This window comes from Alistipes onderdonkii (assembly GCF_025145285.1).
Classification (GTDB): domain Bacteria; phylum Bacteroidota; class Bacteroidia; order Bacteroidales; family Rikenellaceae; genus Alistipes; species Alistipes onderdonkii.
Genome location: NZ_CP102251.1, coordinates 3,693,464 through 3,719,250, shown reverse-complemented (window position 1 = coordinate 3,719,250; position 25,787 = coordinate 3,693,464). Strand labels below are relative to the sequence as shown.

Below are 25,787 nucleotides of genomic sequence, written 5' to 3'. Positions count from 1 at the left end.
CATTTTCTGTTTTTGTCGTTAATTCCCAATGGATGCGTCGCTATTCGTAGTCATCGTAAGAGAGCGACCTGGTTCCGCCCAGCTCACCGCCGTCGGTTCCCGGTTCGATGCTGCTGCTTGCCGCGAATCCTTTTTCCACGCATACGGAGATCAGGTGCAGTTCCGGTGCTTCGTAAGTCATAGTTTGTTTTTTCATGGTCTTTTTTTATTGTTTGGTTATGTGATATGAGTCGCTTTTATTCCTTCCCCTTCCGGCCTTGTGCTACGCCCTTACGCAGAGCACGCGTATGCCGCGCTGCGCCCCGTCCGTGGGCAGGCACATTTCGACGATACCTGTCCTTTGTCCGGTTCGGTGGAGCCGCCGCAGTTCCGCTTCGACGCGCGTCTCTTCCGCTTCGGGAAGCTGCACCCCGATCCATATGTCGGATTTGTCGGGGGCGTATACGCGAACCCGTCCTTCTTCCAGATATGCGAGCAGGTAGTGCGGCGCCCGGCCGGATCCGGCGGTTGTGTCCGCTGCGGTCGATGTCTCTGTCCGGAGCATGCGGTAAAATCCGTTAGGGGTTGTCAATCTCCGTTTGTCCTGCTTATTCCACGATTACGGCGCGGTTCAGTTCCGGCTCTGCGAACCGGTTGTTGGTGTCGCCTTCGGCTTTCTTGACCAAACGGGACGGGTCGATGCCGTACTTGTCCTTCAAGAGGTTGTAGACGTACTCCATGCGCTGTTCGCTCAGCCGCTGGTTGATCTCCTTCGTGCCGGTATCCTTGTCTGCCGAGCCGATCAGCGTGAAGGTCTTGTCCTTGTCGGCCTTCATGGCGTTCCTTACGTAGAATTCGAGGTTGGTCTGCTCTTTCTTGTCGAGCGTGGCCTTGCCGATCTTGAAGAAGAGCGCCACGGGCGATGCGGATACCTTCTGCTCGGCAACCACCTTGGGCGGCATGTTGCGCAGCTTCTCGTTCTCGTCGCTCAGTTCCGAATTCTGCGATGCGAGTTCGTTGTTGGTGTTTTCGAGCCGCTTGATACGATCCAGGTACGACGTGTAGTCCACGGGCTGAGCCTGCGAGGCACGCTTGAAGCCGCGGCGGTTCAGGTTGAACGACAGCCCTGCCGTTACCGAGAGCATACCTTCGCCGATGCGGCCACCGCCCACGCCGTCGAAACGCTGGTTGACCAGCAGGCAGCGAGCTTCGAGCGTCAGGTCGAGCAGATCGCAGAGGCGCACTACATTCAGCAGACCTGCGTCGAAGCCGATTTCGTTGTCGTGGGTGTCGTTGCCATAGGAACGCGCCCAACCCACTCCGACGAAGGGTACAAAATTCCAGGTGCGGGTCTCCTTGTAGCCGCTCACGGCGTTCGAGAAGTTCCACATTGCATCGGCATGCAGGTACGATACGCCGAATTTCTCCTTGAACATGCTTCCGTCGGCACCCTTTGCGTATTTGGTGCCTGCGGTCGTCCACCCTTTGGCCTGCAGGCCGGAGTATCCGACGCGGGCGCCGATCGAGGGGGTGAACCATTTTCCGACATGGATGTCCAGTGCCGGGGCCATGCGTTTGCCGAATTTGCCGTAGGAGTCGTGTTCGCCGAAATAGATATTTACACCGCCGGCGACGCCGACGAAGATGTTGTCGAAAAAGCGGTTCGTTTCATAGGGGCCGCGCACGATGCGGTTCTGCGCATCGCGATTGCCGTTCTCCTGTGCCGTGGCGGCAAGGCTGACGATGATAAAGAGGGCAATAAGGTAGAGGCGTTTCATGTTTGAATGTTTTTGTAGTGATTAGAATTTTTTCCGGTATGTGTGGTCTCGTTGCGAGTCCGTTATTCGTGTTATCTGCCGTGTCCGGTACATGTGGCAGGCTACGGCTACCGCCAATGCCGAGGCGGCGATTGCCAGTAGCGACAGGATGAAATCGGCTGGTATCGTTGTTTCCATTTAATTTTTGCCGGATTCTGTATGATCGGTGATTGTTTGTTTTTCCATGAATGTGTTTTTGTTCGCTGACGAGAGAGGGCTAAAGCGAGCCTGTTCCTGTGTCCCCCGTGACCTGGGGCGTTGCCTGCGGCAACCGGAACCGGCTTTGCCTGAACAGGGCGGGTGATTCCAATTCTTCTATGTATATTTCTGATAAATAGGTTTGTATGAGGTTGTCGTACTCCTTGCACACTTTCTGGAGGGGCTGCATCGTGCGTGTATTTTCGTATGTCCAGAAAGTGTGCGAGACTTCATGCATGCCTCCGTCCAGCCTGCAGATCAGGTCGTGCAGCGTCGGGCGGTGGTTCGGGTTCCATTGGTAGAAGGTTCTTCCCGACTGGAATACGCAAATCAGGTAGTCCGTTTTGGCCGCCAGTTCCCGTAAAGTACGGCGATATATATAGGTGTCCGCATCGGGGCCCACACATGCAGCCTGCAATTCGCGGCCTTTCATCAGGGGAGTCCCTGCTTCCGACGCCTTGTGCAGTACGAGCAGTATCTTTACCGCCCACAGGATTCTTGCGGAAAACATCGAATGTAAATTATTAGTAACCAGTGATTTGTATGTGTTTTTCGTGACCCATTATTACCAATAATGGGTCTCCTTTGGCGTATGTGCTTGGTTACCAGTCGGTAAATACGCTGTTTGGACACTTTCCCGAAGGCATGGCGGGGGCTGTCAGGACATTTTCGGTCTGTCCGGAATAAAAATAAAAATAAAACGATACAAGATTCTTGTTTACAGTATCTTACGCTGAGATATGCGTTTTTTCCTCCTGAAAAATTTGGTTATGAATATAATTAATTCTATTTTTGCAGGTGAATTGAAACGTCTATAATACAACTTATTACGATTTCGTGACCCATTATTGGTAATAATGGGTCTTGATTTTTTTTATTGCCTGTTTCCTTTCGTCCTAACCAAAAAATCCGGATATTATACGAAACCGTCTTTTACTGCAAGTCGATGATTTTTCGATTGGCTTTGTCGATGATGTTGTGGTCGAGTTGTGCGAGATAGATGCGCGTCGTCCGTTCGGACGTGTGTCCCATCCCGGCGCTGATCACCGTGAGCGGTGTGCCGCAATCACGGGCCAGAGTTGCCCATGAGTGTCGTGCGACATAGAATGTCAGCGGTTCCGGGATATTGAGCAGGACTCCGATTTTTCGGATAAATTTATTCAGCTCGCGCTGCTGCTGGCGGTAATTGTCATAGCTGTCGTCTTTTGCCAGTATGGGGAGTATATAAGGCGAAGCATTGCTGTAACGGTCGATAATGTGCTGCAATTGCGGCTCGATGCGCATCGAGAGCATCTGCCCCGTTTTATGGCGTGCATAGGTCAATACGCCGTCATGGATGTCGCTGCTGCGCAGATATACCATATCTACGAACGACATGCCGCGGGTGAAGAAACTGAACATGAAGATGTCGCGTGCGAGGGAGTACTTGGGATGCAGCGCCGAGAGGTCGGCCGTGCATATCCGTTTGATGGTTTCGCGTGACAGCGCCCGTTTGCGCGTTACGGTCTGCCTGACGGTCAGGTGGAAGAAGGGATTGGGGAACGAGGCCGGTATGAACCGTTTTTTCACGGAACGGTTGTAAACCGCCCTCAGGTTGCGCAGGTGGAACGTCACCGTGTTGGTTGTCACGCCCCGCGCCCGGAGCCAGCGTTCGTAACGCTCTACCCAGCGGGCCGAGAGGTGTTGCGACGTCAAGTGCTGGCCGTCGAGGAAACTCAGCAGCAGCCTGTATGACGACCGGTAGTTCGCAGCCGAGCCTTTGCGCCCGGCTTTCTCGTAGTCGGAGATGTGTTTTGAGAAACACGACATGAAATCGAATTCATAATTACGGGTGCGTGTCATCCTTGCCGGGTATGGCCCGACAACCGGAAGCCGCCCCGTAAAGGCGGAATCTGGCGAGTACATAATAAAGTAAATTTAATTCGAAGAATTGGTCACTGGGTACAAAGATACAAAATTGTCGCCAATTATCCGCATGCATGTCGATGATATTGTGTGTTTTAGTTGCCCTCGGTGCGTATTTGCCGGGACTGTCATTTGTATATAATATACTGATTACTCAATATTTAATGCCCGGATTTGCCTCCGGATCCACCTCCTGTTTTATTTGTCTGAAATTTAGCGGACTAAATGAAATATTCGCCTTAAAAACGGGATTTTGCCCGCAAACCGTAGTATCCGCCGGCGCAGTGCGCCTCGGCGGAATTGCCCGGCAAACAGGGCTCCGGCAAAAAAAACGCCGCAGGTTTTCACAACCCGCGGCGCCTGCCGTTTCCGGAGGTAAATTATGTTTTCCTGCACAAATTACACTTCCGTTATCTTATATTCCCCGGCTCCGTCCAGCGCCCGCTGCAATTCCGCCAGCGGTTTTTCCCCGCCGCTGAACTCCACCGTCGCCACCGGGGGCTCCAGCTCCACGGTCGCACGTACTCCGTCGATTCCGTTCAGTGCCTTTTCGACGTGCATCCGGCAGTGCCCGCACATCATCCCTTCGATCCGATACTTCTTTTCCATCGTTTTTTCCATATTATTTATAGGTATTGGTTCTCTTCCGTCGTTTTTCCGCGCCCTGCCGCCCTTCGCCTTCAGTCGCAGGCTGTTCGCCACCACGCTGACGCTGCTCAGGGCCATGGCCGCCCCGGCCAGCATCGGGTTCAGCAGGAACCCGTTGAGCGGGAAAAGCACCCCGGCGGCGACCGGCACCCCGATCAGGTTGTAGATGAATGCCCAGAACAGGTTTTGCCGGATTGTGCGCACGGTTGCCGCTGAAAGGCGGATCGCGTCGGCGATTTTTCCGAGGTCGGGGGTCATGATCGTGATCTTGGCCACATCCATGGCGATGTCGCTCCCCTGTCCCATGGCGATACTCAGGTCGGCCTGTGCCAAGGCCGCGCTGTCGTTGATCCCGTCGCCGACCATCGCCACCCTGCGCCCTTCGGCCTGCAGGCGGCGGATATAGGCGGCCTTCCCGTCCGGCAGGACACCCGCCTCGCAGGCCGTTATCCCTGCTTCGGCGGCTATGGCACGTGCCGTCGCTTCGTTATCGCCTGTCAGCAGCCGCACGTCAAGCCCCATGGCGCGGAGCTCCGCGACGGCTTGTGCGGCGCCCGGCCTGATCCGGTCGGCGATGGCGGCGATGCCTACCGCTTCGCCCCCTTCGGCGAACCAGACGACGGTCTTCGCCGCCGCGGCCAGCCGATCCGCTTCCCGCAACAGGTGCGATGGCGCGGCGATGCCGTTTTCCTCCAGCAGCAGCCTGTTGCCTGCCAGGTACGTCCGCCCCGCCGCCACGCCCTTCACCCCGCGCCCGGGCAGGTTCTCGAAATCCGAAATAGGGATGCCTTCCCCTTTCAACCGCTCCGCGAGGGCTTCGGCCAACGGATGCTCCGAACGCGACTCCATGCTGTAAAATACCCGGCCCAACCGCTGCTCGTCCCCCGTCCACAGCAAATCCGTCACGATGGGTTTCCCTTCGGTGAGCGTCCCGGTCTTGTCCAGTACGACGGTGCCGATGCTTTTCGCCGTTTCGAGGCTCTCGGCATCTTTTATCAGGATTCCTGCCCCGGCACCCTTGCCGATGCCCACCATGATGGCCGTTGGGGTCGCCAGCCCCAGGGCGCAGGGACACGCCACGATCAGCACGGTCACGAAGGCCAGCAGCCCGTGCGTGAACCCGTCGTCGCCGCCCAATACGGCCCAAAGCACAAAGGCGATGAGGGCGACGGCGATGACGGCGGGCACGAATACTGCCGCGATCCGGTCGACCAGCTTCTGCACGGGCGCCTTGCTGCCCTGTGCCTCCTGCACCATGCGCACGATGTGGGCCAGCAGGGTCTCCGCCCCGACCCTTTCCGCCCGGAACAGGAACGACCCCCTCTGGTTGATCGTCCCTGCGTATACTTTCGCCCCGGCAGCCTTGCGTACGGCTGCGGGTTCGCCGCTCAGCATACTTTCGTCCACGTAGGAACTGCCTTCGGCGACCGTGCCGTCCACGGCGATCCGCTCCCCCGGCTTCACGACGACCGTATCCCCGGCCTGCACCTGCGCAAGGGGCACGGTTCGCTGCCGTCCCTGCGCGTCGGCGAGGGTTACGGTTTCGGGTTGCAATCCCATCAGTTTTCTGATCGCCGCAGCCGTGTCGCCCTTTGCCCGCTCTTCGAGCAGCCTGCCCAGCAGGATGAAGGCGACGATCATGCTCGCGGCCTCGAAATACACGTGCGGCTCGATGCCGCGGGCGAGCCAGAATCCCGGGAACAGCATGTTGAAGACACTGAACAGGTAGGCCGTGCCCGTACTTACCGCCACGAGCGTGTCCATGTTGGCCGTCCCGTGCCGCAGTTGCCGCCATGCGCGGATGTGGAACCCGCGTCCCAGCCAGAATACCACCGGGGTCGAGAGCAGCCACATGGCCGGGACGGCGTAAGGCATCGCCTCGAAGAACATGGCGATCGCCATGACGGGCAGTGCCAGCAGCATTGCCCACAGGGTGCGGCTCTTGAGCTGCCGGAGGTGTTCCGCCGGCGCCAGCTCCGCCTGTGCGGCGGCATCGGCGCCGGTGCCGGTCACCAGGTCGTAGCCCGCTGCGCGGACGGCTTCGCGCAGTGATCCGGGGGCCGTACGCGCCGGGTCGTACTCCACGGCGGCGTTCGCCGCCGCATAGTTGATACGCGCCGCATACACGCCCGGTTGGTGCGCAAGGACTTTTTCGACCCGTGCAGCGCAGGCGGCACAGCTCATGCCGAGCACGGGGAATATCGTTTTCACGGTTTTGTCGGTTGCCATTGTCGTCTGTCTTTGGTTATGCTGCAAAGATAGGGGCTTACCCGGCTTCCGCCGTTATAAAATTATGGATGTGATTTACATGATTCGGGAATATTTTCCGCCGTGCGGATTGCGACCGACAGCCCGGATATCCGGCCCTTGTCCCGTTCGCGTCGCACTCGTTGCCTCTGTGTTGGGCTCGTTGCCGTTGTGTTGCCCTTACTCCGTCCTTGTCCGCCACCGTTCGTGCCGCGTCCGTGCTCCCGCAAGGATCCCGGGATGTGCGGGGATATATCTTCGGGTGCCTTTCGCGGGCGGGGGTGCCGGGCTGGCTCCCCGGGCGTCCTCACGGCAGGATACGTCTCCAGCTCCCCTATACCTGGTCGAGCGGCCGGCGTTTCCGGTCGCTCCGCTTCCGGAATTCGCTGGGCGTTATGCCCGTGACGCTTTTGAACTGGGCGCTCAGGTGCGCCGTGCTCGAATAGTTGAGTTTGTCGGCGATCTGGCCGAGGGACAGTTCATTGTATACCAGCAGTTCCTTGACCCGTTCGACCCGCTGTGCAATGTAATATTTTTCCAGCGTGATACCTGTCATCTCCGAGAACAACTTGCTCAGGGCACTGTAATCGCTGTGGAATTTCTCCGACAGGTAATCCGACAGGTTCGTCCGCATGCCGTCGTCGTGGTAGTGCGCCAACTCGATCACTGCGTTGCGCAGCCGTTCGATCAGCAGCGAGCGCCTGTCGTCGATCAGTTCGAATCCCACGGCCTCCAATGCCGTATTCAGCGCTGCCTTGGCCTCCGGCGGCAGCTCTTCCTGTACGATGGCCTTGCCCAGCTCGATGTGGAGAGGCGTCAGCCCCAGCCCTTCGAGCAGCTGCCGTACGACCAGTATGCACCGGTTGCAGACCATGTTCCTGATATGTAGCGTCGTCGTAGCCATATGCTGCAATACGGGTGCTAAATTAACGAAAATTAGCCGGGATTCCATGTTTTTGCGGCTTTTTCTGCTGCCGGATCATCGCTCTTCCTCCGCGGGCAAGTACCCGCCGCTGGCGCTGGCTGCCGGTGCCTTTCCCCGATTTCCTGCCGCACCCCGCCGCACCTTCCGCCGGTGCCTTTCTCCATTTCCGGCCGTACCCAGCCGCGCCCTGTGCTCCTTTACCCGTTGCGAGCTCACCTCCTCGCTTCTGCCGCCCACTGCTTTCATCCGGCCCGGGCTCGCTATTTTTGATGAGTTCCGCCGGAAATTTACCTAAAACTGGCGATTGTGCCGTTTCCGGGGCAGGCCTACCTTTGTCCCACTCTGCAAACAGAAATTATGACGCGAATCTTACATTGCCTGACATTCATTTTCGGCGTGCTTCTGCTTTCGTGCCCGGCCAGCGCGCAGCCTGCGGCGGGCGGCAAGGTGGTGTTCGAAGTCACCGATTCGCTGCATACCCCGCTCGCCTACGCCACCATCGCGCTGAAAGCCCATGCGGACGGGAAGATGTACGCCGCGACGACGGGTCTCGACGGTAAATGCGTCTTCACGCTTCCTGCCGACATGTACGATGCCGGCATTACGTTCGTCGGGTACGAACCGCGGCACATGTCGGTTGCGGCCGTTGAGGCGCGCGACCAGTACCATACGGTGCGCCTTCGTATCGCCTCCGTCTCCATCCAGGACGTCGTCGTCACGGCCTCCGAATCGAAGGGGGTCACCAGCTCCTCGGTGATCGACCGCAAGGCGATGGAGCACATCCAGCCGTCGAGTTTCGCCGACCTGCTTGCACTGCTTCCGGGCGGCTCCTCCTCGTCGCCGGTGTTGTCGGCGCCCAATACGATCCATCTGCGCGAGATCGGCATTTCGAATGACGATTACGCCACTTCGTCCCTCGGTACCTCTTTCGTCATCGACGGCGCCCCCATGCGCAACGACGCCAACATGCAGTATATTCCCGGGGCCGACCAGCTCCTCGAACGCAAACTGTTTATAAACAAGGGTGTTGACATGCGGTCGATCTCCACCGACGAGATCCAGCATGTCGAGATCGTCCGCGGTATCCCCTCGGTCGAGTACGGCGACCTGACGAGCGGTCTGGTGAAGATCGAGCGAAAACGGGGCGGGAAGGCGCTGACCGCCCGTTTCAAGGCGGATATGGACAGTAAACTCTTCTCCGTCGGCAAGGGTTTCGAAATTCCCGACCGCGGCCTCACGGTCAATATCGGCGCCGATCTGCTCGACTCCAAGGCCGACCCGCGCAACAAACTCGAAAACTACAAGCGCATGACCGGGTCGCTGCGCATCCATAAAACCTGGGACGCTTCGCCGGATCACACCCTCGCACTGGGTACGAACCTCGACTATACCGGGTCGTTCGACAACCGGAAAGTCGACCCGGAGAGCAACAACGGCAATCTCGACGACTTCAAATCCAAATACAACCGCTTCGCGCTGAGCGTCGGTTTCGATTACACCTCGAAGAAGGAGGGCTTCTTCCGCTCCTTCGAAGCCACCGCTTCGGTCGATTACTCGCGCGACCGCATCGAGCGCCGGAAGTTCATGCAGGTGACCCGCCCTACGGCCGTGCCCAACAGCCTCGCCCCGGGCGAACACGACGCCCAGTTCCTCGAAGCGAGCTACATTGCCGACCTGACGGTCGACGGCCAGCCCCTGAACGCCTATGCCAAGGCACTGGCCACCTTCGGGGTCAAGACCGCCGCGACCTCCAGCACCATCGTTGCGGGAGCCGACTGGGCGCTGGACAAGAACCTCGGGCGCGGGCAGGTATACGACATGCTGCACCCCCTTTCGTCCGACGCCGCCACGCGCCCGCGGGCCTACAGCGACATTCCGGCACAGCACGACCTCGGCCTGTTCGTCGAGGACAATACGACGGTCGCCCTCGGCCGCTCGCGGCTCGAAGTGATGGCCGGCGTGCGCGCCACCACCATGCTCAACCTGTCGCGGGAATACGCCCTGCGCGGCAGGTTCTATTTCGATCCCCGTTTCAACGCGCGTTTCGCGTTCCCGGTGTTGAAGCTCGGCCGCCGTACGCTCGAAACCGCCGTTTCCGGAGGCGTCGGATGGCATACCAAGACGCCGACGATGGATCAGCTCTACCCCGCACCGCTCTACTACGATTTCCAGCAGCTCAATTATTACCACGCCAACCCGGCTTTCCGCCGCATCAACATGGTGACCTATGTCGTCGACCCGACGAACTATTCGCTCGGCGCCGCGCGCAATTTCAAATGGGAGGTGCGCGGCGACGTGACGTTGGACGGCAACCGCTTTTCGCTCACCTATTTCGAGGAGGACATGAAGTCGGGGTTCCGCACGGCGAACCGCTATGCGAGCTATACCCGCAAACAGTACGATTACAGCGGCGTGGACGATTCCCAGCTCGAAGGGCCCCCTTCGCTCGAAGGCATGCCCTACACGGTCGACACGCTGGTGCGTGCGGCGGGCGTGGCGACCAACGGCAGCCGCACCCGCAAGCGGGGCGTCGAATTCACCTTCTCCTCGCAGCGCATCGAGTCCCTGCGCACCCGTCTGACGGTCACCGGAGCCTGGTTCCGCACCGAATACGGCAACAGCGACCCGGTATACGAAAATCCCGGGACGGTCATCAACGGCAAGCCGTATGTCTACACCGGGATCTATGCTTCCGACGGCAACTACATCCGGGAGATGTGGCATACCAATTTCATGGTTGACACCGACATTCCCCGCCTGGGGCTCGGCTTCTCGTTCACGTTCCAGTGCCGGTGGCACTACCGGCAGTACAACGGCGCCAAGAGCAGCCGCCCGTTCGCCTATTTCGGCCCCGACGGGGTCGTCCGTGACTACACCGACGAATCGGCCGCCGATCCCTACCTCAAGTGGCTCGTCCGCTCCTACAACCAGGCGGCCTTCCGTTGGGAAAACATTCCTTTCTACATGACTACCAACCTGAAAGTCACCAAAAAGCTCTTCCGCGAGAAGGTGATGGTGGCCATGTTCATTACGCAGATGTTCAATTACATGCCGAGCTACAAGATCGACGGCGTGCGCGTACGCCGCCATGCATCCCCTTATTTCGGAATGGAAGTTAATTTCAGGCTATGACGCTATGAAGAAGATATTGTTCACCCTGCTCCCGTGCTGTGCCGTGCTCTGTTCCTGTGTGGAAAAGAATACGGAGGCCCTGTTCACCGAAGCGACGCTTACGGCCGTCCTGCCCGATTCCCTCCAGATGGTGCGCTTCCAGGCTACGGCGGTGTTCACCAACGCCAATACCAGGCGTTCGGTCTCCTCGTCCGATTTCCGCGACGGGGTGCTCGCGATCCGGTTGCAGAAAGGGATCTATTCGATAAAGATCGGCAGCGGCAGCACTGTCGAATACATTGTCAAATCCACCGGCGAATCGCACATGCGGCAGGTGACGGCCGATGCGCGGGCGGCGTTGCTCCGCGATGCGGAATCCGTCTCAGTCGATTTGCTCTGGTATGAAAACGCGGTGTCCGGGAGCGCCGGTGCCGACCGATGATGGGAATTCTGCGCACCATACTGTTCGCTGCAACGGGGCTTGCAGCCACCGGCGCAGCCTTTGCGCAGCAGACCGATTCGGCCTCGCTGTTCCGCACCCAGCGCGAACATGCGTCGCCCGTCGCGGCACTCGCGGCTACGGCCTATGCGACTCCGGCGCTCCGCAGCGAAGCCTTCGCCGGTTCCCTCTCCGAAATTTCGGTCGGCTACGAAATGCGGCGCGAGGAGAAAGCCCTCGAACAGCAAAAAGGCGACGGCGGCGATTTCGGCCGCTTCTCGGCCGGGAGCTACAAACATATCTCCGGCAAGGGTACCGTCTGGGGCGATGCCGGTTACCTCCGGGGTGCCAAACGCAACGTCGTGTGGAACGCCTCGTCGGACTACGACCTGGTCTTCCCCTATGTCGTCGCCGACTCCATTGGCGGGGATCTCACCTCTGAAGAGTACACTTTCGGCGGCGGTTACGGGCACCGCAGCGGCAGGTATACCTGGGCGTTGGAGGCCGGTGCCCGCGCCCTGCACGAATACCGCGACTCCGATCCCCGGATCCGGAACGTCGCCATCGACATCGACGCCGGCGCCGGCGCTTCCGTGCGGATGGGGAACTACCGCCTGGGGCTTTCGGCCGCACTCCGCGTCTACAAGCAATCGGGTTCCCAGATACAGTACGCCCATTCCGCCGGCGAGAAGGGCGTCTACCACCTCTCGGGCCTCGGGTCGCATTACGCCGGGTTCGAGGGCAATGCGAACTCCCAGACCCGATATCGTGGCAGCGGCTACGGGCTGACGCTCGCGCTGGTGCCCGATGCGGGGCGCGGGGGCCTGCACCTTGCGGCGGGGTACGAGTACCTGCACATCGAAAAGGAGCTGCCCGGCAGTGCCGACCTGGTGTTGCAGAAGGTCGTTCCCCGGTCGTTCCATGCCGAGGCCGCCTGGCTGGGGGGCTCGGGAAACGGCCTGCGCTGGGGCGTCGCCCTGAAGGCGCGCTACGACTACCGCCGCGGGGATGAGGGCATCGTGGACGACAACAACTCTTCCCAGGGGAGCGGGACGCTGGGATTCCTGACGTTGTTCGAATACAGCGCCCTGCAGGGGCGCGCCGAGGCGGTGTTCGGCGTGGAGGCGGCGGGCCATGCGTGGTACGTCTGCCCGTGGGGCGAATACCGGCGCCGGACATCGGACTACCTCTACCCTGCCCAGAACATGGAATTTACCCGTGCCGGCGGCGGTGTCGATTTCCGCTGCGTGTTGCAACGCCGCAGCCTGCTCCTGCGCCTTGAAGCCGGAGGCGGCTATACCGCGGGCCTGGATTCCGACCTCACGCTCCCTGTCGCCGACCTCGCCGCGCCGCTCGTCCGCATGGTGCAGTACGACTACGGCCGCCTGCGGCAGGATGCCGCTACATTCCGGCTGGGGCTGCGTGCCGATTACGCGCTGCGCCGCCGGATGTCGCTCTTCCTCGCGGCGGATTACGGGGGCGGGCTTTACGGCGACAACACGGCGGCGCACCATGCGCGGGTTGCCTGCGGCATTGCGTTCTGAAACGGATAATATTCACCTAAATAATTTTTTAAACCTATGAGTATCAAACATCTTTTCTATGCAATCGCGGCTTCGGGCATCCTGCTGGGCGCCGCATCGTGCTCGGACAACGAACCCGGAACCGGGGCCGATCCCGTGGATTTCACCCTCAAACTGAACATGCCGATCAGCCTGACCGATCCGCAGCTATCTTCCGTCGACGTGGCCTTCACCCGGGTTGCGACGGGCGATGTCGTCCGCGTCACCGAATTCGCGTCGGCGGGAAGCGGTGCCTATGAGGTCGGTGCGACCCTCGAGGAGGGGTCGTATAACATCGCCGTGTCGGGAAAGATCAGCTACACGGTCGACGGCAAGACGGCCGACCGCGATATCGAGGCCTCGCGCGAAGGGGTCGCCGTGTCGGCCGCATCGAACACACTGACCGTCGAGACGACCGTGGCTGCGATGAAATCCGATGATTTCGTCATCGAGGAGATTTTCTATACCGGAACCGAGACCCCCGAGGGGATGCCCTATTACGGCGACCAGTATATGAAGATCACCAACAACTCCGACAGGACGCTCTACGCCGACGGGCTGGTGATTTTCAAGTCGGCCTTCATGACGGTGGATAAATACGACTATACGCCCGACATCATGTCGGATTATTTCACCGTCGACGGCGGCCTCATCCTGCCCGGTTCGGGTACGGACTACCCTGTGGCCCCGGGCGCTTCGGTCGTCATCGCCGACACGGCCATCGACCACACCGAGTTCAATTCGCTGTCGCTGGATCTCTCGGGCGCGACGTTCGAGTATTTCAACTCGCTGGACGACGAGGACATGGACAACCCCAACGTCCCCAACGTGACGACGCTCTTCGCCGACGACTTCTGGACATGGCATAACCGCGGTTTCTATACCTATGCGATCGGCCGCCTGGGCGAAGGCGTGACCGCCGAGAGCTTCGCCTCGGACTACGCCTATACGGTCGAGTACGATATGGTCGTCCCCGACTACGGCACCTTCCCCATGAGCGACGACTTCTGGAAAGTCCCCAATTCGTGGATCGTCGACGTGGTGAACCTCTCGATCGAGGAAATGTTCGCCTGGATCGTCACCTCGCCGCTGCTCGATGCGGGCTGGACTTACTGCGGCAAGATCGACGGCGATGAAACCCGCTTCGGCAAGAGCGTCCGCCGCAAAGCGGTGAGCACGACCTCTGCGCCCTACTACATGGATACGAACAATTCGACCACGGACTTCACGCCCGAGGCCACGCCGTCGCTCAAGAACTGACCTTCCCATGACGGATTCCGTAATCGAATGCCGCAACCTGACCCATTATTACGGGGAGCGGCTGATCTATAAAGACCTGAGTTTCGAGGTTCCGCGCGGGCGGATCCTCGGACTTTTGGGTAAGAACGGCACCGGTAAGACCACCACGATCAACATCCTGAGCGGTTACCTCCGGCCCCGTGCCGGCGAGTGCCTGATCTTCGGCGAAGACATCCGCACGATGTCTCCCCGGACGCGGGCGCGCATCGCCCTGCTCATCGAAGGGCATGTGCAGTACGCCTTCATGACCATCGAGCAGATCGAACGTTTCTATTCGAAGTTCTATCCGCGCTGGAACCGCGACGCCTACTACGGCCTGATGGAGAAGCTCCGCGTGGCGCCGCGGCAGCGTATTTCGCGCATGTCCTGCGGCCAGCGTTCCCAGGTGGCGCTCGGGCTCATCCTGGCGCAGGATGCCGAGCTGCTCGTACTCGACGACTTCTCGATGGGGCTCGACCCCGGCTACCGGCGCCTGTTCGTGGAATACCTGCGCGAATACGCCCAGGGCGAGGAGAAAACCGTTTTCCTCACGTCGCATATCATCCAGGACATGGAGAAACTCGTCGACGACTGCATCATCATGGACTACGGGAGCATCCTCGTGCAGATGCCCGTGGCCGAACTGCTCGCCACATTCCGCCGCTATACGTTCGATGTGCAGCAGGGGGTGGTGCTTCCCGCCGGGTCGGGCATTTACCATCCCGCCGTGCTGAACGGCCGCGCCGAGCTCTATTCGTTCGATTCGCCCGCCACGGTGCAGGGCGTGCTCCAGCGCGCCGGGATCGCCTGCGGCGACCTGAAAGCCGAGGCGATGAACCTCGAAGACGCCTTTATCGGGCTGACCGGAAAATATTAAACCGCGATACTATGATCAAAGCCATATTTTACAAAGAGTGGATCAAGATGCGCTGGTTCTGTCTCGTGGCGGCCCTGTTCCTTGCCGGGTTCACGGCCTATGCCCTGCTGCGGGTTCAGCGCGTAATAACCTTCAAGGGGGCTGCCCACATCTGGGAAGTCATGCTCGAAAAGGAGGTCGTCTTCATCGACATCCTCCAATACCTGCCCGTGCTGCTGGGCGTATTGCTGGCGCTGGTGCAGTTCATTCCCGAGATGACCCACAAGCGTCTGAAACTCACCCTGCACCTGCCTTTCCCGCAGCGGAAGATGATCCTGCTGATGATGGGCGTCGGGCTTGCGGCGCTGGCCGTGCTGTCCGCCGTGCAGGCGTTCGTGCTGTGGTGCTACTTCCACACCCTGCTCGCCCCGGAGCTGGTCTCCCGCATCCTGCTGACCTCGCTTCCGTGGTACCTGGCCGGGCTGGCGCTCTATCCGCTTGCGGCCTGGGTATGCCTCGAACCGACGTGGCGGCGGCGAGTCGCCGACATCCTGGTCGCCGTGGGCGTATGCCGCCTCTTCTTCCTGTCGGAAACCCCGCAGGCCTACGACGGCATGTTGCCATGGCTGCTCGCGCTGCTACTGTGCGTATTGTTCTTCCCGCTGCTCTCGGTTTATCGTTTCAAGCAGGGGTGTCAGGATTAAAACGAAAATAACGGATTTATGATAAAGACTATCAAGACCGCCGTCATCCTCCTCGCCACGCTGTTGCTGGCGTGGCTGCTGCCGTGGTTCTACACCTTCCTCTTCGCATCGCCGTCGTGGTCGCCCTTCACCCTTTACAGCTGCGTGACGCATAGTTTCGCGTCGATTTCCTACGACGGGGAGGGAAAGATCGCCGGGCGCGATTTCAAGGGCAATACCTACACCGAACACCAGTTCGACAGCATCCTCCCGATGTTCTACTACCGCCAGCTTGCCTCCGAAGGGCGTTTCCCGTCCCGCATCGAGGGCGTTGCGGTCGATGTCCGCGACGCCGAGCGCTCGGGCTTCATCTTCCGCAGCTCCCCTTCCGAGATCAACCGCCGCAAGCCCGGGCTCTATCAGTTGCTGGAGTCGATGCCCGCGCGGGTCGATTTCAAATCCCCCACGGACGTGTTCCGCATCACGGGGGATGGGATCGAGTTCGTGGACATGGCTACCAATACCCTCGACCGGGCCAAGAGCGATGCCTTCACCCGTGTGATGAAGGACAAGGGCTTCGCATTCCCCGCGCGCGTCATCGCCGGCAATGCCTCGACCCGCAAGGACTATGACAACGGTTATTTCATTGTCGACAACGATTTTAAGGTCTATCACCTCAAGCAGATGCGAGGTCGTCCGTTCGTCCGCCGTACGGATATTCCCGCTGAGTTGGGGATCCGCCATATCTTCGTCACGGAATATGCCGACCACCGGCTGTTCGGCTTTTTGGTCGACAAGGACAACCGCTTCTACGCCCTCGAGGCCGAGGATTATTCGCTGCATGAGCTGCCCGTCGGGACGTTCGACCCCGCGCGGGAAGGGATGATGATTATCGGCGACATGTTCTATTGGACGGTGACGGTGCAGGCGCCCGAGTCCGAACGGCTCGTGGCGGTCAATGCGCGCGATTACTCGCGTGCCGACGAATACGTGCCTCGATCCGCCGCCCAAACGTGGGAACGGCGGGCAGAGTACCTTTTTCCCTTCAGCCTGTCGTTCACCTCGCCGCTCGACGGCTACGTGAAGCCGCGCCTTGCCGATTTCTCCTGTCTCGCCTTCGGGCTGGGGGCGGTGCTGGCCGTGGTTTATGCCGTGCTGCGCCGCCGCGTGCCGCCCGGCAAACGGGTGCTCCGCATTGCCGGCATCGTGCTCTTCGGGCTTTTCCTGTTCATTCCCCTGCTGGTGCTGGAACCCCCGAGGGCGTAGCACCCCCGGTTATCGCATGTAAAAGGCGGCTGTCGTTCGACAGCCGCCTTTTTTAGGGGTTCGCTTTCCGTCGTCAGGCGAAAAACATGAACAATACCGGGATGAGTATCCCCGCCAGCAGTTCTATCCCGCCGCGCCCCCACAGCCCTTTCGGGCCGCGCAGCATCACCAGCCCCGAGACGACGATTACCACCAGGCTCGCGAGGAATACGTCCGAGAACACCGTCCACCAGCGCGACGGGTTGTAATGCAGCCGGTTCATGCTGCTCAGCAGCGGCCGCTTGCGGATCGACTCGTACACGGCTTTGCGCGTCGTGAGGTCGGCCGTGAGCGAACTGCCGCCGCGGATGAATACCTTGAGCTGCCCCTGCTCGGGGAAATAGTGTTTCAGGTAGTTTCCCTGCTCGCCCACCAGGCGGAGCGCCTCTTCGGCATCCCTGCGGGTCCACTGCTGCTGTGTCCGGGGCAGTGTTTCCGGCAGCGTCACCTCCTGCCTGCGGATCGAATAGTCGGAGTTGAAATCGCGCTTGTGGTTGAGCATGAACCCCGAAGCGGCATAGATCAGCAATACGCCCGAAAAGAAAAAGGAGAGGTCGCGGTGAACCGGCCTGCTCCATTTTCTTACGGCGGACATGAATTTGGTCTTTCCCATGCCCTCCTATTCCAGGACTTCGTAATTGCCCCCTTCCACGTGGTAGAACGAGAGGTATTCCTTGCCTTCCTTGGCTTTGCGGTCGGCGATGCGTGCCCGGAAGCCGGCGATGCGTTCCCCGACGCTGCTCGCCACCGATTCGCCGCGGGCCTGCTGTTCCGCGCTGCATCCGGCCTCGCCCTCCCCGTGCTGTTCGGCGAGCTGGTCTTTGACCTCCCGCTCCCATTCGGCCAGGTAGGCTTCGTCGATGCGGTCTTCGACCAGCGTGCCCGTCACACGGACGAGGTTGTTCACGCATTCGGGCTTGAAGGCACCGATCTTTTCGCCCGCTTCGATCCGGATGACTTGTGTGTCGTCGGTACCCATCAGGAATATTTTGCGGCCCCCGTGGCGGCAGATATGCGTGCATACGCCCTCCACGGTGACTTGTTTCCCGGTCAGCTTTTCCGCGTCGGCGAGCAGGTTGTCCACCTCGAGTGCCGTTGCGGCCTGTGCCGTTTCCGCCGCCTGCTTCCTGTTGTTCGAATTGCCGCCACATCCTGCGGCCATGAGCGCCGCCGCGGCGATTACCAGATATACGATTAGTTTTTTCATTTTTCTATGTTTTGTCGTTCGGGGGGACTATGCCGTCCGCACCTTGCGTTTGCAATAGCGTTCGCATTGTCCCGTAATGTCGTATCCGAGCATGGCGCCGAGCATGAAATCCTCTTCGGGCGAGAGTTCGTTGAGCGGTTTGTGGACAAATGTCTTCACCGCGTCCAGGCAAAGCCTGTTGCCGAAGTAAAGGTTTACCTTATTATCCGTAACCGGCTGTGTCAGATGGGCTATGCCCAGCCGGTCGAGCCGATCGCACACCAGTGACGCACAGGTGCGGCACATCGTGCACAGCACCAGGCTGCGTACCCCTTTCTGAAACTCATAGATGTGGTGCATGAAGAGTTTCATCGAACCGTAGCGGCTGAAGTCCTCGGCGCTCATGGCTACTCGTTTTTAATCTGTCCGCACCATGCCGCCACCCGTTCGTCGGTTTTGCCCGGGTCGCTTTCGTCGATGGCCAGCCCGACGAACTTGCCGTCGCGCACGATGAGCGAGGCGATCGAACCGTAGCCCGCGGGCGCGTAGGAACCTACGAACGTGCATCCCGTGTCCTGCAACCCGTCGTAGATCAGTCCCACGGCGTCGCAGAACGTATCGGGATAGGAACCGCTGTCGCCGCAGCCGAATATGGCTACCTTCCTGCCTGTCAGGTCTTTGGCCTTCAGTGCGTCGAGGAACGAATACCAGTCGTCCTGCAACTCGCCGCAGCCCCACGTCGAGGAGCCCACGACCAGCAGGTCGTATTTGTCGGCTTCGTCGGCGGATGCGTCCGCCACGTTGTGTACGTCGGCGGATGCCACGCCCAGTTGTTTTGCGATGTCTTCGGCAACAGCCTCGGTCGTCCCGGTCGTGCTGCCATAAAAAATTCCGGTCATAATTTTCGCTGTTTTTTGGTTTTGTGCAAAGTAACGTGATTTTTTGCGGCGGGGCAATACCGATTTTTCGGGGTTTTCGCCCCGCCGCATACCGTCAAGAGGTGATACTCCACCCCGCCGTCCGCTCCTGTATGGCCCACAGCCGGGCATAGAGCCCTCCGTGTGCGACCAGTTGGTCGTGCGTCCCCTGCTCGGCGATCCGCCCCTGATCCAGGACGACGATGTTGTCGGCATTGCGGATCGTTTTCAGCCGGTGGGCGATCACGATCACCGTGCGCCCTGCGATCAGGGTATTGATGGCACGCTGTACCTCGACCTCGTTTTCGGGGTCGAGCGATGCGGTAGCCTCGTCCAGCAGGATGGTCTGTGCGTCCTTGAGGATCGCACGGGCGATAGACAACCGCTGCTTCTCCCCGCCCGAAAGCGTACAGCCGCCTTCTCCCACCATCGTGTCGTACCCTTTGGGCAGCCGCATGATGAAGTCGTGGCAGCATGCCTTCTTTGCCGCGGCGACGATCTGCTCGTCCGTGGCGTCGGCCTTGCCGAAGCGGATGTTGTTGCGGATCGTGTCCTGGAACAGGTATACATCCTGGAATACCATCGAAATGTGGCGCATCAGCGATTCGGGTTCGATCTCGTCCATCCGTACGCCGTTGAACAGCACGTGTCCCCGTTGCGGGTCGTAGAACCGTGCGCAGAGTTTCATCAGCGTGCTTTTTCCGCTTCCCGACGGGCCTACGAGCGCCGTCAGCGAACCTTGCGGCAGCGTGAGCGATACGTCGTGCAGCACCTCCTTGTCGCGGTAGGCGAACGATACCCCTTCCAGCGTGATGTCGCCGTTTTTTGGGGCTTTGCGGCTGCCCGTCATTTCCGGTTCCTCCATCAGGCTGAGTATGCGCCCTCCCGCGATGGAAAAATAGCGGAACTCCGCGAAATTCGTCAGTGCCGAAGTCAGCGGGTCGAAGACGCGCGAGCCGACGATCAGGAACATCACGAACATCAGCAGCGATAGCGTGCCGTCCAGCAGCAGGTATGTCCCGCACAGCACCATCAGCGTCAGCCCCGCCCGTACGACGGTGATCGACAGCAGAACGAAAGGCCCCAGCAGTGCCTCCTGCCGGATGCAGGCGCGGCGCAGTTGCGCGAAAGCCTCGCGCAGGCGGACGAACCGTCCCCCTACCATGTTGTAGGCCTTCATCACCCGGATGCCTTGCAGGTACTCCTCCAGCCGGTTCCCGGCTTCGATTTTCGCGGCGATCTGGCGGCTGCTCAGTTTCTGCTGGATTCTGGTGCTCGCCAACAGGATGCCGATTGCCAGCGGCAGCGCCACGAACATCGCCGTAGCCATGCGCCAGTCGATCCACAGCAGCGTGAGGAATGCCAGCACGGGCATCACCATCGCCCCCATCAACTGCGGCAGATGGTGTGAGATGCCCGTCTCGGCCATCGTGAAATCGGTGATGAGCATCGACGACAGGTCGCCCGGGTCGCGGCGCGACAGGAATCCGAGCGAGAGCTTGCGCAGGTGCTCGGCCAGGGAGATGCGCCCTTCGGCGCTCATTTCGTAGGCACCCCGGAAATTGGCGCGGTAAGCCGCGCGTTCGGCCAGTGCCATGGCCGCCATGTAGATGGCCAGTATCCCGAAGATCGTCCACAGCCGTGCGGTGTCGAGCGGCGTGCCGCTGCCGTCGCAGGCCCGGAAAATGACATTCACCGCCTCGATCGAGAGGCAGAACGGCACGATGTTGACCAGGTTGGCGAGCATCGTGAAGCCGACCGGTTTGCGGAGACGCTCCGTATGGCCGACCGTAATATTCTTGATCGCATTCATCGCCTTCCTCCGTTTTGGTCGTTTCGGGCCTGTTTGCGTGCTACGATGCACAACTCCTCCTTTTCCCGCCGGTATACGGCGATATCCGCGAATCCGGCTGCTGCGAGCAGCGTTTCCAGCCGTTCGGCCGGATATACCCTCATCCCGTCGATGCGGCTCGTCCACATTTCGTTCGCCGGGTCGCTCATCTCGCTGCACAGCAGGAACCTGCCGCCGGTCTTGAGCACACGCGCCACCTCGGCGAACGCTTCGGGAAGGTCGTCCCAGAAATAAACCGTCTCGAAAGCCGTGACCGCACCGAACGTCCCGTCGCCGTACGGCAACTTCCCGACGTCGCCCCTCTCTACGAAGCAGCGCGTTCCCAGCAGCCTGCGGTTCTTCCTGCGGGCGAATGCCACGCTTTCCTGCGACAGGTCGATGCCGTACGCCTTGCCGGCGGGGCATCGTTTGAGAATCTGCGCGAGGTTGGCACCGCCGCCGCATCCGATGTCCAGTACGCTCCAATCGGCCTGCCACTCCATGCAGCCCATGCCCCATCGCGCCAGCGATGCGTGCCCCCGGTTCATGCCCCGCAGAACCAGTCGTCCGAAGAACCCTTCGGGCTTGCGGGTATTTTGCAGGATTTTGTTGATGAAACTCTTCTTTGCCATGATTCTATGCTCTTTTTTCTTTGGTGTCTAACTGCCAGCGGAACGCGTCGGTATAGGCGTCCCACATCTTTTTGTATACCCCGTCGGTCTTGCTCAGCACTTCGTGCCGCCCCGATTGTACCAGCTGCCCCTGCCTGAGGACGAGTATCTGCTGTGCCGCGACGATCGACGAAAGCCTGTGGGCGATGATGATGACCGTCTTGTCCCTGATCAGGTGTTGCAGCGCCTGCTGCATCTTCCACTCGTTTTCGGGGTCGGCGAATGCCGTCGCCTCGTCCAGTACCAGTACCGGGGCGTTTTTCAGGATCGCACGCGCCACGCATACCCGCTGGGCCTCGCCGCCCGAAAGGTAGACGCCCCTGTCGCCGATCCGGGTCGCATAGCCGTCCGGCAGGCGTTCGATGAATTCGTGGCACTGCGCCGCCTTCGCCGCCGCAACGACCTCTTCGTGCGTGGCATCCGGGCGCCCCGTACGTATGTTTTCGTAGAGTGTGTCGTAGAAGAGGAATGTCTCCTGGAATACGAACGACACGATGTCCATCAGCCGTTCCGTAGCGATCTCCCGGATGTCGATGCCGCCGATCCGTATCTCGCCCTGCCCGACGTCCCAAAAGCGCGGGATCAGGTTCGCCACGGTCGATTTTCCCGAACCCGAGGGCCCGACCAGCGCCGTGATCTCTCCCTGCCGTGCCGTGAACGAAATGTCGCGCAGGGCCTCCGTGCGGGTCGCTTCGGCTTCGTTCGAGTACGAAAAACCCACATGGCGGAACTCTATGTCGTAGGTCGTGGGAACCCGGGGCTCGGCCGGCTCGGGAACGGGGCGGCGGTCGAAAATACGGTCGATGCGCACTACGCCCTCGTTGATTTCGCGCGTGCCTCCGCCCAGGTACATCAGTTTGTAGACGGGCGATGCTACGCCCGGCCCCATGACGATGAAGAACAGCCAGACGGCCGCCAGCGCGATGTCGCCCGGCGATCCGCCCACCAGCAGGATGCCGATCGGGAAGAAGAAGGTTACCAGTGAGTTGAGCAGCACGGTGAATGCTACCATTCCCGGTTGGTAGGTGTCGCAGACCTTCAGCGCATAGGTCTTGTAGGCTTCGATCTCTGCGTTGAATTGCCGGAACGACCGTACGCTCTGCCCGAATATCTTTACCACGGGCATACCGCGCACGTACTGCACCGCCGATGCCGACATCCGCTCCTGCGCATCGAAGTAGATCCGGGTGAACTCCTGGGCCTTTTTACCCATGAAGTTGGAGAATTGCAGGATGACGCTCACGGCGATCACGGCGAGGCCGACCGCCGCCAGCCATCCGTCGAGCGAGAAGAAGATGGCGAACATCAGCACGACCGTCGCCACGACGTTTACCATGTCGGGGATCGTGTGGGCGATGAAATTTTCGATCTTCTCGATGTTTTGTTCCATCGTCTTCTTGATGGCGCCTGTCGAGGTGCCGTTCAGGTAGCCCAGCGGCAGGCGGCCGATATGCTCCGAGAGCCTGACCCGCAGCCCGTAGAGGATGCGGAATGCCGCCACGTGCGATGCCATCAGTGCGGCGTAGAGCAGTATGAGCCCGCCGACGAGCCCCAGGAACGCGATCCATCCCCACTTTACCAGCAGCCCGGCGTCGATGCCGCCCGTATCCCCGGCATTTTCCAGCAGTTCGGTCAGTATCCGGTATACGGCCCAGTAGGGCACGAGCATACAGGCTGCGCTTGCGGCCGACAACACGCCGGCCAGTATCAGCAGCCCCTTGCGCTGTCCGGCGATCTCGAAGAGCCGGGCCAGCCCCTGTTTTGTCTTTTGTTTTTCCATGGTCACAGTTTTTTTATTCCGTCGCGGAGATCCTGTATGCGAGCAGCGAACTGAATTTGCGGGCCAGGTGCGGGAACGCCCTGAAAAAGATGCCCGTCAGACCCCAGCGGCGCCGTGCGAATTCCATATAAGAGCGTTGCTCGATCAGTTGCAGGCGGGGCTCCCACCGCTCCACCTTATGACCGTCGGCCAGGCCGCTGCGTATCTGGGCCGCATTCCTGCGCAGCGAGTCGGGCTTCAGCCCCGTGTTGACCATCATCGGGCCGCAGACATCGAAGCAGACCTCCCCCGCCGGGAAGCGCCTTACGATATTGCGCAGCACCGTGCGCACCTGCTCTTCGTGGAAGTACATCAGCACCCCTTCGAATACGAATATGAAATGCCCGTCGGGGTGCCGTGTGCGCAGGCCTTCGAGCCACTCCGTGTCGAGCAGCGAACCTGCGAGGTAGTTGTCGCCGGCCGGTGCCGGGAGCAGCTTTTCGCGGATGGCCATCACCTCGGGCAGATCCAACTCGTAGAATACGGCATTGCGCCGTTCGGCGATCCGCTGGAACCGGGTGTCGAGCCCGCACCCGACGTTCACGACCACCGGCCGTGCGTTCAGGCGGATGAACGACTCTACGCGTTGGTCGTAATAGCGGCTGCGCACCACGCAGCCTAATGCGCTCATCCAAGCCTTGTCGAACTTGCCGTAGTCGTACGCGATCCGGGCCACCAGCCGTTCGGCTTCGGGGTCGTGCAGCACGGCGTCCCTGCGCCGGCTCTCCTTGGCCCGCATGTAGAGCGGAATCAGCAGTGTTTCCGCCACTACGCTCTGGAATTCGATTTTCTCTTTCATCTTATCTGTTTTTGTGTTTCGGTAGTCCGCTCAATAATGAACGATATTCAATTTTGTTCAAAAAAAAGGAAGGAGCTCAAATTTTCATGAGCTCCTTCCATCCCGTGGTTTCGAATCGTATGTATTCCGCAATCACCTGCTTCATCTCCCGCGGCTTTACCCGGTGCATGATGATCTCCTCGAACAGCGTGAACATCCACACCGTGTGCAGGTGGATTGAAAAATCCGAGACGGCGATGTTCAGCGCCGGGTGCCGGCGTTTCATCCCCGCCAGCCACTCCTTCACCGCCGCTGTCGTGCGGTCGGTATACCGTTCGCGGAAATCCTCCAGCGACGAGCCCTGCGCCCTGAAAAGCAGTATTTCCAGTTTCCTGCGGTGCGAGTTTATCAGCGTGACGTATTCGTCGGTGACTTTCCGCAGGTACGGTTCCGCATACATCTCCAGCACGTCCGTTCCCCCGCTGTCGTGGTGGCTGTGCGCCATCTGCTCGAAAGCGAGGGTTACGGGCTGCACTACCGTGCGGAATATTTCGTCTTTGCTGCTGAAGTAGTTGTAGATATTGGCCAGCCCCACCCCGGCATCCCGTGCGATCTCGCGCATCGAGGTCTTCAGGAATCCTTTGCGCAGGAACAGTTTCCCGGCGGACTCCAGCAGGCTGTTGCGTATCTCCTCTTTGGGCGTTTGCATGCGGCATCGGTTTCTTTTGTTACAAAAGTAACCCTCTTTCCCGGTGCGGGCAATACCGAATAGTTATGATTTTCACCCGCCGCCCTACCTTGTCGGACGGAGCCCGGGGTGCCCCCGCATGGAAAAAGCCGCCCGGAAAGGGCGGCTTGTGTCCGGATTTGCGATCCGGGTCAGCTGCAGATGTAGATGCAGCCGTAGATCGCTCCTGCGGCGAGTGCGCCCAGCACGGGCCCCGCCACGGGCACCCAGCTGTAACCCCACCCGCTCGTGCCCTTCCCCCTGATGGGCAGGATGCTGTGGGCCACACGCGGAGGCAGGTCGCGCGCCGGGTTGATGGCATAGCCCGTCGTGCCGCCCAGCGACATGCCGATGGCCATGATGAGCATCGTCACGGGCAGGCTTCCGAGGCTTCCCATCCCGATTTCGGGGGTGTTCTGTTCGTTGCCGATGGCCAGGATTACGAACACCAGCAGGAACGTGCCGAGGAATTCGCAGAAGAGGTTGCGCGGCTTGTCCATGATCGCAGGCATGGTGCAGAATACGCCGAGCTTGGTCGCCGGGTCGTCCGTGGCGTCGAAGTGGTCTTTGTAATAGACATAGACCAGTACGGCCCCGCAGAAACCGCCCAGCAACTGTGCTGCGATGTACCCGGGCACGAACGCCCACGGGAACGACCCCGCCACGGCCAGCCCGATCGAGACCGCGGGGTTGAGGTGCGCCCCTGAATAGGGGCCCGCGATCAGCACGCCGCACATCACGGCCAGGCCCCACGCGATCGTGATTACGGCCCATCCGCCGTTAAAACCTTTCGATTGTTTCAGTACCGTCGATGCGACGACCCCGTCGCCCAGCAGTACGAGCACCAGTGTCCCGATGAATTCGAACAGGCACTTGGTAAACAGTGTGATTTCCATAATCCCGGT

25 protein-coding genes are annotated in these 25,787 nt (G+C 60.2%); 7 read left to right on the top strand and 18 right to left on the bottom strand.

The features are described from left to right. Positions 1 to 40: 40 nt before the first annotated feature. The 8 genes from NQ559_RS15360 to NQ559_RS15325 form a co-directional block, all read right to left on the bottom strand. The gene (locus NQ559_RS15360; protein WP_167498414.1) at positions 41 to 196 is read right to left on the bottom strand and encodes a hypothetical protein; all 156 of its coding nucleotides are present in this window, start codon (positions 194 to 196) and stop codon (positions 41 to 43) included. A gap of 66 nt (positions 197 to 262) precedes the next feature. Further along, positions 263 to 544, bottom strand: coding sequence for a hypothetical protein (locus NQ559_RS15355; protein WP_018695919.1), 282 nt, complete (start codon positions 542 to 544; stop codon positions 263 to 265). A 43-nt stretch (positions 545 to 587) separates the two neighbouring features. Further along, complete coding sequence (locus tag NQ559_RS15350; RefSeq protein ID WP_018695920.1) at positions 588 to 1,757, bottom strand: OmpA family protein; 1,170 nt, start codon at positions 1,755 to 1,757, stop codon at positions 588 to 590. Positions 1,758 to 1,778: 21 nt separating this feature from the next. Then, positions 1,779 to 1,934, bottom strand: a complete 156-nt coding sequence (locus NQ559_RS15345; RefSeq protein ID WP_154654026.1) for a hypothetical protein — start codon at positions 1,932 to 1,934, stop codon at positions 1,779 to 1,781. Positions 1,935 to 2,013: 79 nt separating this feature from the next. Next, a complete protein-coding gene (locus NQ559_RS15340; RefSeq protein ID WP_018695921.1) occupies positions 2,014 to 2,505 on the bottom strand; it encodes a hypothetical protein in 492 nt (163 codons plus the stop codon). A gap of 422 nt (positions 2,506 to 2,927) precedes the next feature. Continuing rightward, positions 2,928 to 3,836 (bottom strand): tyrosine-type recombinase/integrase, encoded by a 909-nt coding sequence (locus tag NQ559_RS15335; protein ID WP_018695922.1) that lies wholly within the window; start codon positions 3,834 to 3,836, stop codon positions 2,928 to 2,930. 462 nt (positions 3,837 to 4,298) lie between these two features. Next, positions 4,299 to 6,776, bottom strand: a complete 2,478-nt coding sequence (locus NQ559_RS15330) for a heavy metal translocating P-type ATPase (RefSeq protein WP_018695923.1) — start codon at positions 6,774 to 6,776, stop codon at positions 4,299 to 4,301. Positions 6,777 to 7,128: 352 nt separating this feature from the next. Beyond that, positions 7,129 to 7,698, bottom strand: a complete 570-nt coding sequence (locus tag NQ559_RS15325; RefSeq protein WP_026318380.1) for a helix-turn-helix domain-containing protein — start codon at positions 7,696 to 7,698, stop codon at positions 7,129 to 7,131. Positions 7,699 to 8,076: 378 nt separating this feature from the next. Here NQ559_RS15325 and NQ559_RS15320 point away from each other — a divergent pair, with 378 nt between their 5' ends. Genes NQ559_RS15320 through NQ559_RS15290 form a run of 7 tightly spaced genes read left to right on the top strand, consistent with a single transcriptional unit; the run spans position 8,077 to position 16,914 of the window. Beyond that, entirely contained in the window at positions 8,077 to 10,851 is a 2,775-nt protein-coding gene (locus NQ559_RS15320) for a TonB-dependent receptor (RefSeq protein ID WP_018695926.1), read from the top strand. A 4-nt stretch (positions 10,852 to 10,855) separates the two neighbouring features. Continuing rightward, the gene (locus NQ559_RS15315) at positions 10,856 to 11,272 is read left to right on the top strand and encodes a hypothetical protein (protein ID WP_018695927.1); all 417 of its coding nucleotides are present in this window, start codon (positions 10,856 to 10,858) and stop codon (positions 11,270 to 11,272) included. Next, on the top strand, positions 11,269 to 12,813 hold the full coding sequence (locus NQ559_RS15310) for a DUF6850 family outer membrane beta-barrel protein (RefSeq protein WP_018695928.1): 1,545 nt from the start codon (positions 11,269 to 11,271) through the stop codon (positions 12,811 to 12,813). Before NQ559_RS15315 ends, NQ559_RS15310 begins: the two co-directional genes overlap by 4 nt. A 36-nt stretch (positions 12,814 to 12,849) precedes the next feature. Next, positions 12,850 to 14,091, top strand: a complete 1,242-nt coding sequence (locus NQ559_RS15305) for a DUF4876 domain-containing protein (RefSeq protein WP_018695929.1) — start codon at positions 12,850 to 12,852, stop codon at positions 14,089 to 14,091. A 7-nt stretch (positions 14,092 to 14,098) separates the two neighbouring features. Then, positions 14,099 to 14,986 carry an ABC transporter ATP-binding protein gene (locus tag NQ559_RS15300; protein ID WP_018695930.1) on the top strand — a complete coding sequence of 296 codons (888 nt, stop codon included), beginning with the start codon at positions 14,099 to 14,101 and terminating at the stop codon, positions 14,984 to 14,986. An 11-nt stretch (positions 14,987 to 14,997) separates the two neighbouring features. Further along, positions 14,998 to 15,669, top strand: coding sequence for a hypothetical protein (locus tag NQ559_RS15295; RefSeq protein ID WP_018695931.1), 672 nt, complete (start codon positions 14,998 to 15,000; stop codon positions 15,667 to 15,669). A gap of 18 nt (positions 15,670 to 15,687) precedes the next feature. Next, the gene (locus tag NQ559_RS15290; RefSeq protein WP_018695932.1) at positions 15,688 to 16,914 is read left to right on the top strand and encodes a DUF4857 domain-containing protein; all 1,227 of its coding nucleotides are present in this window, start codon (positions 15,688 to 15,690) and stop codon (positions 16,912 to 16,914) included. A 73-nt stretch (positions 16,915 to 16,987) separates the two neighbouring features. Here the strand turns inward: NQ559_RS15290 and NQ559_RS15285 are convergent, their stop codons facing one another. The 10 genes from NQ559_RS15285 to NQ559_RS15240 all read right to left on the bottom strand — a co-directional run bounded on the left by NQ559_RS15285 (position 16,988) and on the right by NQ559_RS15240 (position 25,778). After that, positions 16,988 to 17,566 carry a PepSY-associated TM helix domain-containing protein gene (locus NQ559_RS15285; RefSeq protein ID WP_018695933.1) on the bottom strand — a complete coding sequence of 193 codons (579 nt, stop codon included), beginning with the start codon at positions 17,564 to 17,566 and terminating at the stop codon, positions 16,988 to 16,990. Between the two features lie 6 nt (positions 17,567 to 17,572). Beyond that, positions 17,573 to 18,160 carry a hypothetical protein gene (locus NQ559_RS15280; protein ID WP_018695934.1) on the bottom strand — a complete coding sequence of 196 codons (588 nt, stop codon included), beginning with the start codon at positions 18,158 to 18,160 and terminating at the stop codon, positions 17,573 to 17,575. A 27-nt stretch (positions 18,161 to 18,187) separates the two neighbouring features. Then, on the bottom strand, positions 18,188 to 18,544 hold the full coding sequence (locus tag NQ559_RS15275; RefSeq protein ID WP_018695935.1) for a DUF2023 family protein: 357 nt from the start codon (positions 18,542 to 18,544) through the stop codon (positions 18,188 to 18,190). 2 nt (positions 18,545 to 18,546) lie between these two features. Then, a complete protein-coding gene (locus NQ559_RS15270; RefSeq protein ID WP_018695936.1) occupies positions 18,547 to 19,038 on the bottom strand; it encodes a flavodoxin in 492 nt (163 codons plus the stop codon). A 94-nt stretch (positions 19,039 to 19,132) separates the two neighbouring features. Continuing rightward, a complete protein-coding gene (locus NQ559_RS15265; RefSeq protein WP_018695937.1) occupies positions 19,133 to 20,869 on the bottom strand; it encodes an ABC transporter ATP-binding protein in 1,737 nt (578 codons plus the stop codon). After that, complete coding sequence (locus tag NQ559_RS15260; protein WP_018695938.1) at positions 20,866 to 21,519, bottom strand: class I SAM-dependent methyltransferase; 654 nt, start codon at positions 21,517 to 21,519, stop codon at positions 20,866 to 20,868. Before NQ559_RS15260 ends, NQ559_RS15265 begins: the two co-directional genes overlap by 4 nt. 4 nt (positions 21,520 to 21,523) lie before the next feature. After that, a complete protein-coding gene (locus tag NQ559_RS15255; protein ID WP_018695939.1) occupies positions 21,524 to 23,338 on the bottom strand; it encodes an ABC transporter ATP-binding protein in 1,815 nt (604 codons plus the stop codon). 13 nt (positions 23,339 to 23,351) lie between these two features. Beyond that, entirely contained in the window at positions 23,352 to 24,176 is an 825-nt protein-coding gene (locus NQ559_RS15250; protein WP_018695940.1) for a class I SAM-dependent methyltransferase, read from the bottom strand. Between the two features lie 76 nt (positions 24,177 to 24,252). Further along, positions 24,253 to 24,864, bottom strand: coding sequence for a TetR/AcrR family transcriptional regulator (locus NQ559_RS15245; RefSeq protein WP_018695941.1), 612 nt, complete (start codon positions 24,862 to 24,864; stop codon positions 24,253 to 24,255). A gap of 170 nt (positions 24,865 to 25,034) precedes the next feature. After that, entirely contained in the window at positions 25,035 to 25,778 is a 744-nt protein-coding gene (locus NQ559_RS15240) for an MIP/aquaporin family protein (protein WP_018695942.1), read from the bottom strand. Positions 25,779 to 25,787 lie beyond the last annotated feature (9 nt).